Source organism: Paenibacillus soyae, assembly GCF_024623455.1.
Taxonomy (GTDB): domain Bacteria; phylum Bacillota; class Bacilli; order Paenibacillales; family Paenibacillaceae; genus Pristimantibacillus; species Pristimantibacillus soyae.
Window position 1 is genome coordinate 96,716 of record NZ_JANIPJ010000017.1, and the last position, 18,795, is coordinate 115,510.

16 protein-coding genes are annotated in these 18,795 nt (G+C 56.9%); 7 read left to right on the forward strand and 9 right to left on the reverse strand.

What is annotated here, in order from left to right; translation table 11 throughout:
- Positions 1–156 precede the first annotated feature (156 nt).
- On the forward strand, positions 157–948 hold the full coding sequence (locus NQZ67_RS21485) for an alpha/beta hydrolase (protein ID WP_257449904.1): 792 nt from the start codon (positions 157–159) through the stop codon (positions 946–948).
- A 69-nt stretch (positions 949–1,017) separates the two neighbouring features.
- On the opposite strand, the gene NQZ67_RS21490 is transcribed toward NQZ67_RS21485, so the two are convergent.
- Positions 1,018–2,319, reverse strand: a complete 1,302-nt coding sequence (locus NQZ67_RS21490) for an alpha-glucosidase/alpha-galactosidase (protein WP_257449906.1) — start codon at positions 2,317–2,319, stop codon at positions 1,018–1,020.
- A gap of 170 nt (positions 2,320–2,489) precedes the next feature.
- Here NQZ67_RS21490 and NQZ67_RS21495 point away from each other — a divergent pair, with 170 nt between their 5' ends.
- Positions 2,490–3,389: an AraC family transcriptional regulator gene (locus tag NQZ67_RS21495; protein WP_257449908.1), complete on the forward strand. Its 900-nt coding sequence runs from the start codon at positions 2,490–2,492 to the stop codon at positions 3,387–3,389.
- A gap of 58 nt (positions 3,390–3,447) precedes the next feature.
- Here the strand turns inward: NQZ67_RS21495 and NQZ67_RS21500 are convergent, their stop codons facing one another.
- Positions 3,448–4,473, reverse strand: coding sequence for a LacI family DNA-binding transcriptional regulator (locus NQZ67_RS21500; protein WP_257449910.1), 1,026 nt, complete (start codon positions 4,471–4,473; stop codon positions 3,448–3,450).
- Positions 4,474–4,601: 128 nt separating this feature from the next.
- Between NQZ67_RS21500 and NQZ67_RS21505 the strand changes: the two genes are divergently transcribed.
- Genes NQZ67_RS21505 through NQZ67_RS21515 form a run of 3 tightly spaced genes read left to right on the forward strand, consistent with a single transcriptional unit; the run spans position 4,602 to position 7,543 of the window.
- Positions 4,602–6,392, forward strand: a complete 1,791-nt coding sequence (locus NQZ67_RS21505; RefSeq protein ID WP_257449912.1) for an L-fucose isomerase — start codon at positions 4,602–4,604, stop codon at positions 6,390–6,392.
- A 26-nt stretch (positions 6,393–6,418) separates the two neighbouring features.
- Positions 6,419–7,078, forward strand: a complete 660-nt coding sequence (locus NQZ67_RS21510; protein WP_257449914.1) for a class II aldolase/adducin family protein — start codon at positions 6,419–6,421, stop codon at positions 7,076–7,078.
- A gap of 27 nt (positions 7,079–7,105) precedes the next feature.
- Complete coding sequence (locus NQZ67_RS21515) at positions 7,106–7,543, forward strand: RbsD/FucU family protein (protein ID WP_257449916.1); 438 nt, start codon at positions 7,106–7,108, stop codon at positions 7,541–7,543.
- 132 nt (positions 7,544–7,675) lie between these two features.
- Here the strand turns inward: NQZ67_RS21515 and NQZ67_RS21520 are convergent, their stop codons facing one another.
- The 6 genes from NQZ67_RS21520 to NQZ67_RS21545 all read right to left on the reverse strand — a co-directional run bounded on the left by NQZ67_RS21520 (position 7,676) and on the right by NQZ67_RS21545 (position 14,624).
- Positions 7,676–9,802 carry a hypothetical protein gene (locus NQZ67_RS21520; protein WP_257449918.1) on the reverse strand — a complete coding sequence of 709 codons (2,127 nt, stop codon included), beginning with the start codon at positions 9,800–9,802 and terminating at the stop codon, positions 7,676–7,678.
- A 134-nt stretch (positions 9,803–9,936) separates the two neighbouring features.
- Positions 9,937–10,608 carry a TetR/AcrR family transcriptional regulator gene (locus NQZ67_RS21525; protein ID WP_257449920.1) on the reverse strand — a complete coding sequence of 224 codons (672 nt, stop codon included), beginning with the start codon at positions 10,606–10,608 and terminating at the stop codon, positions 9,937–9,939.
- A 44-nt stretch (positions 10,609–10,652) separates the two neighbouring features.
- Positions 10,653–11,690, reverse strand: coding sequence for an ABC transporter permease (locus NQZ67_RS21530; protein WP_257449922.1), 1,038 nt, complete (start codon positions 11,688–11,690; stop codon positions 10,653–10,655).
- Positions 11,687–12,421, reverse strand: coding sequence for an ABC transporter ATP-binding protein (locus NQZ67_RS21535; RefSeq protein WP_257449925.1), 735 nt, complete (start codon positions 12,419–12,421; stop codon positions 11,687–11,689). The genes NQZ67_RS21530 and NQZ67_RS21535 overlap by 4 nt, the downstream gene beginning before the upstream one ends.
- A 177-nt stretch (positions 12,422–12,598) precedes the next feature.
- A complete protein-coding gene (locus NQZ67_RS21540) occupies positions 12,599–13,423 on the reverse strand; it encodes an aldo/keto reductase (protein ID WP_257449927.1) in 825 nt (274 codons plus the stop codon).
- A gap of 34 nt (positions 13,424–13,457) precedes the next feature.
- Positions 13,458–14,624, reverse strand: coding sequence for an iron-containing alcohol dehydrogenase (locus NQZ67_RS21545; protein WP_257449929.1), 1,167 nt, complete (start codon positions 14,622–14,624; stop codon positions 13,458–13,460).
- A gap of 196 nt (positions 14,625–14,820) precedes the next feature.
- Here NQZ67_RS21545 and NQZ67_RS21550 point away from each other — a divergent pair, with 196 nt between their 5' ends.
- On the forward strand, positions 14,821–15,726 hold the full coding sequence (locus NQZ67_RS21550; protein ID WP_257449931.1) for an ArsR/SmtB family transcription factor: 906 nt from the start codon (positions 14,821–14,823) through the stop codon (positions 15,724–15,726).
- 468 nt (positions 15,727–16,194) lie between these two features.
- Here NQZ67_RS21550 and NQZ67_RS21555 read toward each other — a convergent pair whose 3' ends face one another.
- A complete protein-coding gene (locus NQZ67_RS21555; RefSeq protein ID WP_257449934.1) occupies positions 16,195–16,503 on the reverse strand; it encodes a hypothetical protein in 309 nt (102 codons plus the stop codon).
- A gap of 220 nt (positions 16,504–16,723) precedes the next feature.
- Between NQZ67_RS21555 and NQZ67_RS21560 the strand changes: the two genes are divergently transcribed.
- Positions 16,724–18,793: a bifunctional aldolase/short-chain dehydrogenase gene (locus tag NQZ67_RS21560; protein WP_257449936.1), complete on the forward strand. Its 2,070-nt coding sequence runs from the start codon at positions 16,724–16,726 to the stop codon at positions 18,791–18,793.
- Positions 18,794–18,795: the final 2 nt, after the last annotated feature.

Below are 18,795 nucleotides of genomic sequence, written 5' to 3' on the forward strand. Positions count from 1 at the left end.
AGTAACTACCCAAGAATCCCCACCTCTAAGGTGGCGGAGTGTTCAATATCCCAATATAGCACGCGCAAAACGACATGAGAATCGCATGAAAAATTTTTAATGATATGATAAAGTACATAGCAGCATGGACAAACCGATTGCAGGAGGTAGATTCGCATGGCATTGGTAACCTGTCGTTTTTTTGCCGATACACTGGGGATAAATACGACGATGACCGTCATTCTTCCGGAAGGACCGAAGTCGCAGATCGGGGTGAACAGCAGAACGGGTGGGAAAGGCAAACATAAAACCTTGTATCTGCTGCATGGATTATCCGATGACGATTCGATCTGGACGAGACGGACGTCCATTGAGCGGTACGCGGGCGAATACGGGCTGGCTGTCGTTATGCCGAACGTGCACCGCAGCTTCTACACGGATATGGAGCACGGGGCGCCCTATTGGAAGTTCCTGACGGAAGAGCTTCCGGCCGCGGCAAGAGCGTTTTTCCCGTTGTCCGAGGCAAGGGAGGATAACTTCGTGGCAGGGTTGTCGATGGGAGGCTATGGCGCGTTCAAGTGGGCGCTGACGCATCCCGAGCGCTTCGCTGCGGCCGGAAGCTTCTCGGGCGCTCTGGACATCGCGAAGCATGTGAAAGAGCTTGAAGTGAACGATTCGTATTTCTCTCGCACGTTCCAGCTTGTGTTCGGCGACAAAGAGGTGAAGGGATCGGACGCCGATTTGCTGGAGCTGCTCGAACGCTCGAAGACCGGTGGTCATACCGATCGTCTGCCTCTGCTGTATCAGAGCTGCGGCACGGAGGATTTCCTGTACGAAGGCAATCAGGCGTTCCGCGAAGCATGCCGCAACACCGGCTATCAGCTAACCTATGAGGACGGTCCGGGTAATCATGATTGGACTTACTGGGACGATCAGGTCCAGCGGTTTCTGAAGTGGCTGCCGCTCTAACCATTAAAGATAGAAGAGAAAGCCTCTCTATCCAGGGATCTTGGATGGAGAGGCTTTCTTTGCGGAAAACTACCGGTATTCGGGAAGCCAGCTGCCGTGGGCTTCGATCAGATCATCGCACAGCGCGATGATAGCATCGAGCGGGAGCTCGGCCGACGTATGCGGGTCCAGCATCGCGGCGTGGTAAATATGCTCGCGCTTGCGCGTGATCGCGGCTTCCACCGTCAACAGCTGCGTGTTGATGTTCGTGCGGTTGAGCGCGGCAAGCTGCGGCGGCAGGCTGCCGACATGAGTCGGCGTCACGCCATTGCGGTCGACGAGGCAAGCGACCTCGACGCAAGCCTCGGAAGGCAGGTTCGTGATCAAGCCGGTATTCATGACGTTGCCGTGAATGCGGAACGGCTTATCCGTCTCGACTGCTTCCAAGATATAAGACGCGTATTCATGGCTTCTTGCGTGTTGAAGCGCTTTGTCGTTAACCAGCTCTTCGCGCATAGTCGCCCAGTTCTGGATCTGGTTCACGCAGCGGCGAGGGTATTCATCGAGCGGGATATTGTATTTGTCGATGAGCTCGGGATAAGCGCTCTTGATGAAGTAAGGATGGTATTCGGCATTATGCTCGGACGATTCCGTGACGTAATGGCCGAATTTGAACATAAGCTCGAAACGAACCATGTCGTAATGCTTCTCCGACTGCTGCTTCTCCATCGCTCTCCGTTTGATCTCCGGATACAAGTCGACTCCGTCCTTGCTGATCTCAAGCAGCCAGGCCATATGATTGATGCCCGCGATATGCCACTTCACGCCTTCGTGCTCCATGCCGAGATGGCGAAGCAAATCGGGCACGCAAGCCTGTACGCTGTGGCACAGGCCGACGGTTCTGACGCCGCCGTAGGTGTTCATCGCATTCGTAAGCGCTGCCATCGGATTCGTGTAATTGAGGAACAACGCGTCCGGGCAGACCTCCTGGATATCCCGCGCGAAATCCAGCATAACCGGAATCGTGCGCAGGTTGCGGAAGATGCCGCCGATACCGACCGTGTCCGCGATCGTCTGGCGCAGGCCGTATTTTTTGGGCACCTCGAAGTCGGTAATCGTGCACGGGTCGTAGCCGCCTACTTGAATGGCGTTCACGATATATTTGGCTCCTCTAAGCGCTTCCTTGCGGTCCCGGTAAGAGGTGACGGAGCATGTGCTCCCGGTCGTCTGCTTCAGGTTGAGCAGCATTTGCTCCGAGTCGCGCAGCCGGACCTCGTCGATATCGAACAACGCGATTTCCATGCCTTGCAAAGCCGGTGTCATCATGATGTCGCCTAAAATGTTTTTGGCAAAAACAGTGCTTCCTGCTCCGATAAACGTAACCTTGGACATGTGCAGTCCTCCCGTATTTTTGTTGTCAGGCTGCGCGCACAGCTACTTTTCACTCCTTTAGTATAGGGCCGAATAGAGCGGAAGCATATGGAAGGATATCGGCATTGTATGGAGGAATGTCTGATTATGGAGTATGCTTATTAGAAAAAGGCGTTGGGAGTGAAAGCGGTTTGGATAAGCATTACGAATGGCAGCTGGCGGTGAACGAGGCTCCGCTTAAAGGAGAGATGTCGGTTTTGTTCAGCGGGCAAGGGAAGCCGGTGGAGGGACACTTCATCGGGCCGGCCGTGCACGATTTTTATTTGCTGCATGTCGTTCTGGACGGCGAAGGGACGTTCGAGACGCTGGGCGAGACGTACCGCCTGGCGGCGGGCGACGCGTTCCTCATCTTCCCGGATATTCTGGTCAGGTACGAGGCGAGCGGGACAAAGCCCTGGACCTATATGTGGATTGCTTTCGAAGGAGAAGGAACGGAACAGCTGCTGAGAGGAATCGGCCTGACGCCGGCCGGGGCGGTCGTGAGGGGGTGTCGGCAGAGCCGGCTGCGTAGGGAGATGTATTGTCTGCGCACGGGTCTGAGCAAGGCCGATTCGGCCGCCTTGTCGAACCTCGAAGCATCGGCGCGGCTGAGACAGGTGCTGCACGAAATCGGCTGCGCGCTGCGTCGCGGACGCGCGGAAGGCGGCGGAACGGGTGAGCATGGCCCGGCAGACACCGAAGGGCTGCCGGCGGGACACCGCGCTTTCCGCAGCGTGGATCAGGCGATCCGTCTGCTGACGCTGCAGTTCGGACAGCATACGTCCGTCGATAGCATTGCCCGCACGCTGGGCTATCACCGGTCCCATCTGACGAAGCTGTTCAAGGAGGCGACCGGCATGTCGCCCATGCAGTATTTGAACAAGGTGCGCATGAAGAAAGCCGAAACGCTGCTCGCTGGCGATTTGACCGTCGCTCAGGTCGCGGCTTCGATCGGCTATAACGATCCGCTGTTCTTCACGAAGCAGTTCCGCAAGTGGAGCGGACAATCCCCGACGGAGTACCGGAGAAGGCTGACGGAGCGGGAAGGATAACCGGCTTGCCGGCCACCGGATCCGGGATGGATATTTGTTGCGCGGTATAAGGTAATTCTTATCCTTCTTCGGAGGAGATGTCCTTCACGGAACGGCGGACGAGCAGCTCGGCCGGCAGCACGACCTTCTTCCAAGGGGAGGAGCCGTCGCGTTCGCCGATGCGGTCGATTAGCATGCCCATGCCCATATAGCCGAATTGGTAAGCTTGCTGGGCCGCTACCGTAAGAAAAGGGTCGACGTCGGAGTAAGGGCCCAGATCGTCGAAGCAGACGATCGAGATATCCTCCGGCACGCGCAGTCCCTTGGCGCGCAGGAGGCGCATCGCCTCGACGGCCAGCACGTTATTGCCCGTCAGAATCGCCGTGGGCATCGGATCGAGACGCTCCAGCCATGCCGTCATGTCCGAGAGATCGCCAAGCTGTCCGAAGCTCGTTTCGAATACGAATTCCTCGCGGAAGGGCAGCTCGTTCAGCTTCAGCCCTTCCTTGTAGCCTTGCAGCCTTAGCCGGGCGCTGGAGATGGACGACGAGCCGTTCACCAGCGCGATTTGGCGATGTCCCTTCTCGGCCAGATGCTCCACGAGCCGCTTCGCGCCTTCCTTGCTGTCGCCAAGCACGATATCGCAGTCCATGCCCGGCACTTCGCGGTCCAGCAGGACGAACGGAACGTTATGCTTGCGAAGAGACTCCAAGTGGGGGAGGGAAGGATCGCCGGCGGGGGCCAGCAGCACGCCGTCCACTCTCGTCGTCAGAATCGTCGTCACGTAATCCGCTTCCTTCTCGAGGCTCTCGTCGCTGTTGCCGAACAGCAGCCGGTAGCCGTGCTTCTTGGCCGCATCCTCCGCTCCTCTAGCCAGTGTCGTATAGAACGGATTCGTAATATCCGTTATGAGCAGGAACAGCAGCTTCGTTTGCTGCAGGACGAGACTGCGCGCCGTCTGATTCGGGACGTAATTCATTTCTTCCATGACGCGCTTCACCTTCGCTCGCGTCTTCTCGCTGATTTTCCCCGTGTTATTGATAACCCTCGATACCGTCATGGCCGATACGCCGGCTTTGGCCGCTATGTCATAGATTGTCACCATATTATGTTCTCCTTGTCGGTATTTCCATGCCATTTATCATACCTAATAGAAAGCGTTGACAGCAATATTTTTTGCTGTTATTTTAAGGTTATCGGTAACATTATATTAGCGATATGGAGGGTTCGGCAATGGCAAATGCGGACAATCGGTTTCATGGCGGCTTCCCGAAGATCGGGATTAGACCGACGATAGACGGCAGAAGGAAAGGGGTTCGCGAATCGCTCGAGGAGCAGACGATGAACATGGCGAAAGCGACGGCGGCGCTCCTCTCGGAGACTCTTCGCTATCCGAACGGCGAACCGGTGGAGTGCGTTATCGCGGATACGACGATCGGCGGCGTGGCGGAAGCGGCCGCTTGCGCGGAGAAGTTCGCCAGGGCCGGCGTAGGGGTATCGATAACGGTCACGCCTTGCTGGTGCTACGGCACCGAGACGATGGATATGGATCCAAGCGTTCCGAAGGCTGTATGGGGCTTCAACGGAACGGAGCGTCCGGGCGCCGTCTATCTGGCCGCGGTGCTGTCGGGTTACGCGCAGAAGGGCTTGCCGGCATTCGGCATCTACGGCGAGCATGTTCAGGACGCGGGAGATACAAGCGTGCCGGAGGACGTGCGCGAGAAGCTGATCGGCTTCGCGAGAGCGGGACTGGCCGTCGCCATGATGAAAGGCAAGTCCTATCTGTCCATGGGCTCCGTCTCCATGGGGATCGCGGGCTCCATCGTCAACGACGCGTTTTTCCAAGAGTATCTGGGCATGCGCACGGAATACATCGACATGTCGGAGTTCGTGCGCCGGATGAACGAAGGCATCTACGACGGCGAGGAATTCGAGAAAGCGCTCGCTTGGGTGAAGGAGAACTGCCTCGAGGGACCGGACAATAACCCGGCCGACATCCAGACGTCGAGAGAACGCAAGGATCAGGACTGGGAGACGGTCGTCAAGATGACGCAAATCGCGCGCGATCTGATGGTCGGCAATCCGCGCCTGGCCGAACTCGGCTTCGGCGAAGAAGCGATGGGGCACAACGCGATCGTATCCGGCTTCCAAGGCCAGCGCCAATGGACGGACCACTTCCCGAACGGCGACTTCATGGAAGCGATTCTGAACTCCTCGTTCGATTGGAACGGCATCCGCGCGCCGTATATCGTGGCGACGGAGAACGACAGCCTGAACGGCGCGGTCATGCTGTTCGGCCATCTGCTGACGAACACGGCCCAAATTTTCGCCGACGTTCGCACGTACTGGAGCCCGGACTCCGTGGAACGGGTGACCGGCCATAAGCTGTCCGGAGCGGCGGAGAACGGCTTGCTCCATCTGATCAACTCCGGCCCGGCGACGCTCGACGGCACAGGCGAGCAGAAGAAGGACGGCAAGCCGGCGATGAAGCCGTTCTGGGAAATTACGGAGGAGGAAGCGCAGAAGTGTCTCGACGCGACTTCGTGGCGCCCTGCTTCCGTCGAATATTTCCGCGGCGGCGGCTATTCCTCGGACTATCTGACGCGCGGCGGCATGCCGATGACGATGTCCCGCCTCAATCTGGTCAAGGGCATCGGACCGGTTCTCCAAATCGCGGAAGGCTACTCCGTCGACCTGCCGGAGCACGTGCACGACGCGCTCGACAAACGCACGGATCCGACATGGCCGACGACTTGGTTCGCGCCGATCCTGACCGGCGAAGGCGCGTTCCGTTCCGTATACGACGTCATGGACCAATGGGGCGCGAACCACGGCTCCATCAGCTACGGCCACATCGGCGGCGACCTGATTACGCTGGCGTCGATGCTCCGCATCCCGGTCAACATGCACAACGTGCCGCAGGAGCGGGTATTCCGTCCTCGCGCATGGGGATTGTTCGGCACGGCGAACTCGGAAGGCGCCGACTACCGCGCTTGCCAGAACTTCGGCCCTCTTTACAAATAAGCCATCATTTATCGGAGGTATAATCCATGAGCAGCATCGCGATTCGCGAGGAATTGTGCAAGTACGCCAGGAAGACGGTAGCGAACAAGCTCGTCGTCGGACCGGGCGGCAACATTAGCGCGAAGCACGAAGGGAAGATGTATCTGTCCCCGAGCGGCTTCGCCTTGGACGAAGTGGAGCCGGAGCAATGGGTCGAGGTCGATATCGCGACGGGCGAAATTACCGACATCGGACTGCGACCATCTTCCGAGGTGCTGATGCATCTGTACGCGTACCGGGCCAATCCGAACATCGGCGCCATCGTGCATACGCATCCGCCGTACTGCATCGCCTTCACCCTGGTGGAGACGGAGCTGCCGATCATGTTCCCGGACCAAGCGGCGCTTGTCGGCAAGACGGTCTACGTGCCTTACGTGCTGCCGACAACCGATAAGCTGGCCGACGCTTACGTCGAGGTGGTGAACCAGGCGAGCTCCGTCCTGCTCGGGAACCACGGTCTCGTGACGTCGGGCCGAAACCTGCGGGAAGCGTATTACAGAACGGAAGTCGTGGAAGAAAGCGCAAAAATCTTCTTGATCGCCAAAGCGATCCGCGAGCCTAAGGTGCTCACGAAGGAAGAATTCGAAGAGATCGCCTCCCTGGAGAGCGAGGCGTACCGGATTCAACTGCTGCAGAAGATGAAATAATAGACGGGAAGGGGACTTAAACGCACCATGCTGAAAGGAATTCCAAGCATTCTGTCGCCCGAGCTGCTGAAGGTGCTGATGGAGATGGGGCACAGCGACGAGATCGTGCTGGCGGACGGCAACTTCCCGGCGGCGAGCCATGCGCAGAGGCTGGTCCGCTGCGACGGTCACGGCATCCCGGAGCTGCTGGACGCGATCCTGTGCCTGTTCCCGCTCGATCAGTACGTGGAGAAGCCGGCGGCGCTGATGGCCGTCATGCCCGGCGACAAGACGGAGACGCCGATCTGGGAGCGGTATCGCGAGATCGTGACGGAGCGGTCTGGTCTGGGCGAGGCGTTCGAGGAAGTGGAGAGGTTCGCCTTCTACGAGCGGGCCAAATCCGCGTACGCCATCATCGCGACGGGCGAAAGCGCCTTGTACGCCAACCTTATCTTGAAGAAAGGCGTCGTAGCCGAGTCGAAATAGTGAACCGCATGAAAATAAGGGCTGCCGGGAGATCACTCCCGACAGCCCTTATTTGGCGTAAAGTATGCGCTCCCAGCTGTCCTTGCCGCTGCCCCTTCATGCCTCATGCACCGCGCCGCGAATCGCCGGCGTTCAGCGATTCGACGCCAAGATCAGCTCCCGGTTTTCCCATAACAAGGAACGCAAATTCGATTTGGAGCCTTGGATGACGAAATGCGGGATCCCGTTCGTTTTGGCGATATCGACGCCTTCCCATGTCGCGCGATGCGATGTCGACGTGATCAGGAGAAACAAGGCCTGCGATCGCCGGAGATCGGACATGACCCGCTCGGGATGGTCGCCGCTGTCGTGCGCGAGCTCGGCCCCGCATTCCCGGACGACCGCCTCGAACCATTTGCGAACGCCTCCGACGATCGTAATGACGCAGTTGTGCAGGAAAGGGGGCTGCTTCGCTTTTGCCGGCTCCCGTTTCTCTTTGCCGCGCCTGCCGGCTGCGGCGAGCTCCGCCTGCGCTTGCGCCGATTGCTTCGGCTTCTGTTCCTCTCCCGCCGAATGAGGGGCGGATTGCCGGTAAACCTTCGTCAGCCTTGCGATATGGCCGCCGTCGGCAACGTTGAACGTGCAAGGATCGCCTGGGGAAGGCTTCTGTATGTCCACGTCCCGATGATGAAGCTGGTATCGACACGCCGGATCGTTCATATCGACGCAGAACCATAACGGTCCGTCCCCTTTCTCGATGTAGCCGTCGAACTGTTGAATGGGGGAGAAGGCGTCGTCGCCTTGGAATAGCAGCTGCAGCTCATAGTAGAGCGGCTTGCCGGGCTGCTGGACCGGCGTGCACAGAAGCTCGGCTTCATGCTGCAGACCATGCTGCTGAACCAATGATTCGGTTATGTTAAACGAATCTCCGTTCTCAAGCGTCACGCATCCGCCGTGATCCCGGCGATAGAAGGTGCCGTATTGGGGGGGAAGGTTGACCGTACGGCTTACGGCTTCGAAAGCTTCTTGCCCGCTATGACTGGCGGCAGGAGTATGCGCTCCGGCCGCTGAACCGCTAGATACTTCGATACGCCGTTCCGCCGCGCAGGCGGGATCGTCTCTTTCCTCCAAACCGTCCATGTCGCGGTAGGCTTCCAGGGCGTCGAGCAGGTCCAGGACTTTGCGCATTCGCGATCTTGCGATTGCCGACCGGTCTTGCGAAGCAATCGCCTGTCCGAGCCCGGCGAGTTCATCCTCGAGACTTCGGCACAACCGGTCCGTCCATTCGCCGGAAGCGAGCAGCTGCTTCCGCGCATCGCTAAGTTCTTCCTGAAGCAGCGCCGTTTCGGCTTGCTGCTCCTGCAGCTCTTTTCTCTGCGCGTCGATCGTCCGCTGCAGCTGTCCCTGCTGCGCGTTCAGCGATCGTAAATGCTGCAGGAACGACTGGCGTTCTTCCAGCCAGCCCGTCTGCTCCTGCTTCCATTTGCGCTCCCGGTCCTGCTGAAGCTTCGTTTGCTGCTCCGAAAGCGAGTCCGCATGTTCGGCAGCGTCTCTCAACCGCTCGAGCTCATCTTCGAGCTGGGACAGCTCTTTGGATTTCATGCGCAGCAGCTTGTCCTTCTGGGCAAGCTCATGCTCCGCGCGCTGCCGGGCGGATAGCTCTTTTTTGTACATGCTTTCGAGAAGCTTCAGCTTCTTATCGTGTTTGCCGTCGTCGCTTTCCGAAGGGGAGGCCGGCCCTGCCGTCTGCCCATTCCGGTCATCGTTCCGCGGCGCGGTATAAGAATGCAGACGCTCCTCCAGCTTCTTGAGCTCGTGGAGCCATAGCTCGGGGTCCGTCAATTTTATCTCATGGAAATAAAGCATCCAATAATAAGGCCAAAAGCCGTTAGCGGTTATCCGCTCATCCTTCTCCCGCAGGAGGGCGTCGAACGGGATTGTTTCGTGTATTTCGAACGGCAGAAGCTGCAAGATGGAGAGGAGGATTCGACGCTTGACGGCGATGCTGCGCTGCGCTTGCTGAACCGCGGTGCGAAGCATCTTGGCGAACAGCATCTCCGGCCATTTGCGAAGCTCCCGCTTGGCGAAGGGAAATTCCAGCGTTAAGGCGATTGCCAGCTTTTCTTTATCCGTCAAAGCTCCCGCATAATGCAGCAGCATCTCGCTTGGCAGGGGATAATGGGTTTCCTGTTCGAGAAGGGAACGGTAGACTTCCATCTCTTTCGTCCATTCGGCGGGCTCGAACCAACCTGCAAGCCGGGCTTTCGATTTGATATCCAAGCAGCGCACCTCCTTCGCATGTGGCCTTTGGCATTAAATTCGACAACCGTAAGCGAGAATCCTTTCATGGTTTGGAAGAAAAAACCAAACACCCCTAGCTCATGATGTCGCCGCAGGGGTGTCTTTCATAGATTCTATTCGGGAGCTCTCGGAGAAATGCCGTGCATGAGCAAATCCACGATTCTATCAATCTCTTTCTCTTCGTCGAACGGTACGTCAGGCATTAGGACGAGATGGCTGACCGCCAGTCCGATGAACAAGCTGGCCGCGGTCCGCATAATGATCCAGGGCTGCTCTTCTTTAATTTGACCGAGGGACTGAAAATGCGCGATCACCTTCTGGATCCTTGCCGCCACGATGTCCCGGAACAACGTTTTGGCCTGCTCCAGCAGCTCCGGATGAAACGGGATTTCGTGGACGAGAATCCGGATGAGCTTCATATTCCCTCTGGCGAATCGCAGCCGGTCCTTCGCGACGGCCCGGAAGAAATCGTCGACGCGTTCGTACGGGAGCTCCAGCATTTTGGCGAAGTCGCGCATGAGGAACGGTGCGACCAGCTTGACGGCAATCGGCCCGGCAATGGACAGCAGAAGGTCCTTTTTCGTTTTGTAATGGCGGAAAATCGTTCCCTCCGCGACCCCCGCTTTCTGAGCGATTTCGCTGGTCGAGGTGGCCGCAAAGCCTTTGGTCGCGAACATATCGATGGCCGCTTCCAATATGCGGGCTTGCTTCGCGGTTTTTTTGCCTTCGTCGCCGTCCGCCAGCCGCAATAGTTCTGCAAGCCATTGCTCTTTCTGATCCCTCATTCGGTGAAATCTCCCTCTACGAGTTTCGTGGTGTCCCCAGCGTACTATATTTTCCGATGTTTCCGCAACGCAAGCACGTTCGCCGCCATAAACGCGAGCGATAACGCAAGCAGCAGGAACACGTCGTCGTCGATCACGCTCCAGCCTTCCCCGCGGATCATGACGCTTCGAAGCGCGTCGGCCCCGTACTTCAGCGGCATAAGGTGGGAGATCCAGCGCAGGGCGGGCGACATGCTTTCCAGATCGAACAGGCCGGAGAAAAATACTTGCGGCACGATAACAAGCGGAATGAACTGAATCATCTGGAACTCGGATTTGGCGAATGCCGACAGGAACGTGCCGAAGCTAAGCGCCGTGACGGACAATAGCAATGTAACCAGAAGAACGAGCCATATCGAGCCCTCCATCATGAGACCAAGCCCGTGTATGGAATAAGCGGCGATGAGCACCGCTTGGATGCCCGTGAACAAGCCGAAGCCGAGGATATAGCCGACCACGATTTCCCATCTACGAAGCGGGGTGGCGAGCAGCCGCTCGAGCGTTCCGCTCGTTCGTTCCTTTAAGAAGGAGACGCCGGCGATCAGGAACACGAAGAAAAACGCGAACACCCCGATAAATACGGGGCCCAAGCTGTCGAAAGCCGTCATCTCCGAGCCGCCGTGCAAATAACCAACGGACGGCTCGGGGAGGATCCCTGCGCTGCCCGCTTGCGTCTCGTCTTGCATCGTTTGCCCGAACAGCAACAGGATCGACTTGTTCTTGCCGGGGTCGCTGCCCTCCAGCTTGATGAGGGGCTTACCGTCCCGAATGGCCGCGTAAGCATCGATCTTCCGTTCGGCCAGTGCGTTCTCGGCTTCCTCGATCGAGCCGAACGCGACGATCTCCATGCCGCTAGTTTCGAGCTTCGCTTGGAACGGCGCAGGAATCGCGACGACGCCAACCTTGGGCTCGTACTTGTCTCCGCTGAACACAAGATACATCATCGTCAGCACGAGAAGGGGGGCGGCGATCAGCAGAGCCATCGTTCTTTTGTCCCGGACGAACTGGCGGACGATGCGGATGACTAACGCGCGGACTCTCATGGCCGCTCACCTCCGTAATGAAGGAATGCTTCTTCGATCGTAGAGCTGCCCGTCCGCGTTTTTAAGTCCGTCGGCGATCCGATCGCGATGAGCTTCCCGTCGCGGATCATGCCGAGACGGTGGCATTTGTCGGCCTCGTCCATGACATGGGTCGTCACGATAATCGTCGTGCCGGCAGCGCTCAACGCTTCGAGCTCGTTCCAGATGGACTTGCGCAGGATCGGATCGATTCCGACGGTCGGTTCGTCCAGGATCAGAACCTCAGGCTCGTGAAGCAAAGCGATAGCGAGCGAGAGCCGCCGCTTCATGCCTCCGGAGTACTCGGATACAATACGGTTCAAATGCTCCTCCAAACCGACGAGCTTCATGGCATAATGGATCCGCTCCTTGAGCCGCGCGCCTCCGAGCTCGAACAGCGAGCCGAAGAAGGACAGGTTCTCTTGGGCCGATAGCTCGGCGTATAACGCGTCGGATTGCGCCATGTACCCGATCCGGTTCATCATCGCCAGCTTCGGCAGCTTCACTCCGAGCAGGCTGATCTCGCCGGAAGTTGCTTCGTCGATGCCGGCTAACATCTTCACGAGCGTCGTCTTGCCGGAGCCGGAAGGGCCAAGCAAGCCGAATATTTCGCCGCGTTCGACTCGCAAGCTTATGCGCTCGATCACGATTTTTTCGCCGAAATTCCGGATGACGTCCCGTATTTCAACACAGCTGGAGCTCTCGTGAGTCATGAAGTTGCCTCCCTCTTTATTATAATAGTGAGTAATCACTCATTTTTATTGTTTGGAAATTATCATATGTCCGGTCCAAGCATTCTGTCAACCGTGCACAAGAATACATTCGCTCATCCGGCCCAAACACCAAAAAACCGCCGTAGCAGCGATTGCTCCGGCGGTTCAGTTCATCATCTAGAAGTTGAAGTTGTCCGGATCCGGTCCGAACCGGTGATTGCGGTTAAGCGCGGAAATCCGGTTCATCTCGTCTTCGGTCAGCTGGAAGTCGAAAATATCGGCGTTTTCCGTCAAGCGGGACAGCGTTGTCGTCTTCGGAATCGTAATGACGCCGTTCTGAATATCCCAGCGCAAGACGACTTGGGCCGGGGACTTGCCGTATTTCGCTCCAATCTCCGCAAGGACGGGCAGATCGAGGTTGCCCTGCATGAGAGGGCTCCACGCCGTCAATTGGATGCGGTTCTCCCGGCAGAAAGCAAGAAGCTCTTGCTGCGTCAGAAGCGGATGATACTCCACTTGATTAACCATCGGGACAATCGTTCCGGATTCCATGATGTCCTTCAAATGATGGATTTGGAAGTTGCTCACGCCGATCGCGCGCGCTTTGCCGTCGTTGTAAATTTTCTCGAGCGCCTTCCAGGTGTCCGTGTACTTGCCTTTGACCGGCCAGTGAATGAGGATCAGGTCGACGTAGTCCATCCCGAGCTTATCCAAGCTTGCTTGGAAAGCGGCGAGAGTCGATTCGTAGCCTTGATCGGCATTCCAAACTTTGGTTGTAACGAAAATCTGGTCGCGGGCCACGCCGCTTGCGCGAACGCCAGCACCGACACCGGCTTCGTTCTGATAGGCGGCCGCCGTATCAATATGGCGGTATCCGGCTTCGATTGCCGCTTTCACCGTGGATTCGGCTTCTTCGTCTTTTACCTTCCACACGCCAAGTCCGAACAAAGGCATCTTCAAGCCGTTATGCAGAACCGCGCTTTCCGTTAGTGCTGTTGTCATCTTCATTTCTCCTCTCGGATATGGAATGGTTGAGCTAGAGGGACATTCTCAAAATTTCGCGGACGTCGTCCTTCTCAAGCCGTTTGAAGGAGCCGATCGCGCCGTATCTTACGGCTTCCTCCGCCATGCGGTCCAGCTGATCGTCGCCGATGCCGAAGTCGGCCAGCTTGGATTCCGCTCCGATCCGGGTGAAGAAGTCGCGCGTAGCTTGAATGCCGGCCAGCGCAAGCTCGTCTTCCGATTTGCCGGCGGGATCGATTCCCCATACCCGCGTTGCGTATTGGGCGAACCGGTCGGGGCGCTGCTTGTAGACGTAACGCATCCAGTTCGGGAAGATGATGGCGAGGCCTGCCCCATGCGGGATATCGTAAATGGCGCTCACTTCATGCTCGATGCCGTGGGAAGCCCAGTCGTTCTGCATGCCGAGGCTGATCTGGCCGCCGTTCAGCGCCATTGTGCCGCACCACATCAGGTTGGCGCGCGCCGCCGCGTCATTCGGATTCGCAAGCGCGGGCTCCACGTTCTCGATGACCGTCTGCAGAATCGATTCGCAGAATCTTTCTTGCAGCGGCGTGTTTGTCGTGAGGCTGAAATATTGCTCGAATACGTGCGACATAATATCGACCGATCCATAGACCGTGTGATTGCGCGGAACGGAATAGGTCAGCGAAGGATCCAGAATCGAGAAGCGCGGGTAGAGGTGAGCGCTTCCTGCTCCTCTCTTGAGCTTCTCCTCCCAATGGGAAATAACCGTGCTGCCGTTCATTTCCGAGCCTGTGGCAGCCAGCGTCAGCACCGTGCCGATCGGCAGCGCCTGCTGGATGGAAGCTTTGCCGACGAAGAAATCCCAGACGTCGCCGTCGTACAATGCGCCGGCCGCGATAGCTTTGGACGCGTCGATTACGCTGCCGCCTCCGACGGCCAGAATAAAGTCGACCCCATGCTCCCGGCAGATGTCGATGCCTTTGTTAACGGTCGACAGCCGCGGGTTCGGTTCAATGCCCGGAAGCTCGTAGAAGGTAATGCCTGATTCCTTCAGCTGCTTGATCGTACGCTCGTAAAGCCCGGTGCTCTTGATGCTTCCGCCTCCATAGACGAGCAGAACCGTTTTGCCGTACGAAGATGCCAGCTCGCCGATTCGGTCGGCCGATCCTTCGCCAAAGACGATGCGGGTAGGATTATGAAATTGAAAGTTATTCATTTTACTCCTCCTTTATTTTCATTAACTCAAAAGGTAACTAAACTTCTTGAAGGTTATGTATGCGGAATTTATTTTATTGAATATGCTCCGCAGTGTCAAGTTTGCCAATGGGTATCGATTTGCATTGAAACGTTAACTTTTTAGTTATATAATGGTTGGGACATTTGCAATTTTCTCAAAGAAAAGAGGCAACAGGATGGAAATCGAAGTCAGCGGCCGGAACATGTTTTTTCTGGAATGCTTCTCTTCTCCTACGCGCGTGAAAATAATCGAGCTGCTGGGCGAGCGGCCCATGAATATTAAAGGCTTGTCCGAAGCGCTAGACATAAAGTCTCCGATCGTAACGAGACATATACATATGCTGGAGGAAGCGGGTATCGTTCGCTCCGAATCGGTGGCGGGCAAGCGGGGGATGCAGAAGCTTTGTTACCTTCAGCTGACGCACGCTACCCTTCTGTTCAAAGGCGCTCCGCCCAAAGAAGAGGGCAGCCGATATTTCGTGTCTCTGCCCGTCGGCACTTACTCGGGCTTCGAGATCAGGCCGACCTGCGGCCTGGCTTCCGCGGATCGAATGATCGGGATGTGCGACGATCCTCGATATTTTGCCGATCCCGAGCATGTCCACGCGCGCGTCATCTGGTTCGGTTCCGGCTACGTCGAATACCGCATTCCGAATTATATGGTAAGCAACGAGCGTCCGGATTCCCTGGACATATCCCTCGAGATCTGTTCGGAGACGCCATGCACGGTCGATCATCTCCCTTCGGATATCGTGTTCTCGGTCAACGGCACGGAAGTGGGGACGTGGACCTACCCCGGGGGCTTCGGAGGAGCGCGAGGCATCTACACCCCTTCCTGGTGGCACAAAAATATCCGGCACGGACTGATGAAGACGATCCGCGTAACACCTCAAGGCTCCTTCATCGACGGGGTTAAAGTGTCCGATGTTACCATCGAGGGCCTTTCCTTGTCGTACGACAAGGAAATATTGTTCCGCATCGCGAGCAGCGCGTCGGCCAAAAACCAGGGAGGCGTCACCCTCTTCGGCAAAGGCTTCGGCAATTACGACCAGGATATCGAGGTGACGCTCAGGTGCGTGTAGCATTTAAGGAACCGCGTCCTCGCATGTTGAAGCAAGCCCGATCCCGATGGGGATCGGGCTTGTTCGTCTCTTCGGCGTCCGGACTATACCATCTGCTCCGCATAGCTTTAGGTTCTTAAGCAGGCTATCCCCTCAGATCAGTGTTGCTGCAGTCCTTCAGCGGGGTATCCCCTCGGCTTCGAATAGCTGCCAGTTCATTGGCAGACTATCCCCTCGGCTCCGTATAGCTGCGAGTTCTTTGGAAACTAACCTCTCAGATCAGTATTGCTGCAGCCCTTCGGCAGGCTATCCCCTCAAATCAGTTCGCTTCAGTAACTTACTGTTTTCCACTGCTTCTTTTGATTTCTTTTGGTTGTTATCCCTTTATCTCAGGAACTATAGGTTGTGTGTTTCTAGCTACTTTGGACGCTATCCCCTCATCTCAGGAAACCGTAGGGGGAGTTTCCAGCTTCTTAGGACACTATCCCATCAGCTCAGAGTTCGGTTGCCTCCAGCCCGCAATCTAGCCAAAGCCGCCAAACCCACCAAACCCACCAAACACACCAAACCCACCAAAGCCACCGAAGCCACCGAAGCCACCAAAGCCACCAAAGCCACCAAAGCCACCAAAACCACCAAAACCACCAAAACCACCAAAACCACCAAAGCCACCAAAACCATAAATGCCTCAATACCCTCATTGCCTGAGGTGCCTGTATATTGCTTAATTCGGATAACTCCCTGAGTCGACGGGATAGTGAGCCAAATGAAAATGAGAAGTATCTTTTCATCAAACAAATCCAAATCCTGGAAAGCTATCTTCTGCTAATCGTTGCAAAACAGAAATAGGCCACGAACGGACGATTCGGATAAGCAGTGCTAGCGATGATACTGTGATCGGACAAATAGATCTTTGTTTATCTTTGAAAATTTATGTATTCAAATAAAAACAAAGATGATATACTCAGATCAAACAAAAACAAAGCCATTATAAACAAACATTATCGGAGGTATGGTCATGGTGCAATCATTGTGGAACAAAGAAGCTGCGGATCAGCAGCAGGGAGGTCTGAACGAGCTCGTTTATCGCTCCAACCTAATCGGAACGGATCGCAGAGTGTGCAACTACGGCGGCGGCAATACATCCGCCAAGACGATCGTGCAGGATTTCCGCGGACGCGACGTCGAGGTCATGTATGTCAAAGGAAGCGGCTCCGACCTGGCAACAATGAAAGCGGGCAATTTCACAGGTCTGCGCATGGACGATATCCGTCCGCTGTTCGAGCGCGGCGAAATGTCGGACGAGGATATGGTCGCTTACCTGGCGAACTGCATGATCGACGCCAAGCATCCCCGCGCTTCCATCGAGACGCTGCTTCACGCGTTCCTTCCATTCAAGCACGTGGACCATACGCATCCGGACGCGATTATCAGCCTGGCTTGCGCGGATAACGGCCGCCACTTGGCGGAGGAGATTTTCGGCAATCGTTTCGTATGGGTTCCTTACGTTCGTCCTGGCTTCACTTTGTCCAAAATGATCGCGGAAGGCGTACTGAACAACCCGAACGCCGAGCTCGTGGTCATGGAGAAGCATGGCCTCGTCACTTGGGGTGACACGTCGGAAGCTTGTTACGCCCAGACGATCAAAATCATCAACGAAGCGGAAGCGTTCATCGAAGCGCGCGTGAACGAAGCGAAGCTGTTCGGCGGCGCGCGTTTTGAATCGCTGCCGGAAGGGACGCGCAGAGCGATCGCGGCCGAAGTGATGCCGACGGTACGCGGCGCGGTCAGCGACGCTAAGAAAATGATCCTGTCCTTCGACGATGCCGACGACGTGCTGTCGTTCGTAAACGGTCAGGACTCCCCGGCGCTGTCCCAAGTCGGCGCGGCTTGCCCGGATCACCTGGTGCACACGAAGGTCGTTCCTCTCTTCATCGACTGGACGCCGAACGCGGACGACGTGGAAGGGCTGAAGGCGGCGCTGAAATCCGGCATCGCTTCTTACAAGGAGCAATACGCCGCGTACTTCGAGCGCAACAAGCATGAAGGCGACGTCATGTTCGAGGCTGCTCCGCGCGTTATCCTGATTCCTGGCGTAGGCATGATCAACACGGGCAAGAGCTGGGCGATGTCCCAAGTGAGCGGTGCCCTGTACCACCGCGCGATCGCGGTTATGCGCGGCGCGACGGCGCTGGGCAGCTTCGTTTCCCTGAGCGAAAACGAATCCTATAATGTAGAATATTGGCCGCTCGAGCTTTACAAGCTGTCCCTGGCTCCTGCGGAAGCGGAATTCTCCCGCAAGGTGGCGTTCATTACGGGCGGCGCCGGCGGCATCGGCAGCGAAACGGCACGCCGCCTCGTATCGGAAGGCGCGCACGTCGTGCTCGCGGACCTCAATCTGGAAGGCGCGCAGAAGGTAGCCGCCGAAATTAACGAGAAGTACGGCGAAAATCGCGCGATCGCAGTTAAAATGGATGTAACAAACGAAGAGCAAGTGGCGGCGGCATACGCGGAAACGGCGATTGCTTACGGCGGCGTCGACATTATCGTCAACAACGCGGGACTTGCGACCTCCAGCCCGTTCGACCAAACGTCGCTGAAGGAATGGAATTTGAACATGAACGTGCTCGGGACAGGATATTTCCTTGTTGCCCGCGAAGCATTTAAGCTGATGAAGACGCAAGGCATCGGCGGCAACATGGTATTCATCGGCTCCAAAAACTCCGTCTACGCCGGCAAAAACGCGACGGCTTACAGCTCGGCGAAAGCGCTCGAAGCTCATCTGGCGCGCTGCGTCGCGGCGGAAGGCGGCGAGTTCGGCATCCGCGTCAACACGATTCTGCCGGACGCGATTCTGCAAGGCTCCGCGATCTGGAACGGAAGCTGGCGCAACGAGCGCGCAGCCGCTTACGGCATCGAGCCGGACCAATTGGAAGAGTACTACCGCAAGCGCACGACGCTGCTTGTTAACATCTATCCTCGCGACATCGCGGAAGGCATCGCGTTCTTCGCTTCGTCGAAAGCCGACAAAACGACGGGCTGCATGCTGACCATCGACGGCGGCGTGCCTGCCGCGTTCACGCGCTAAGA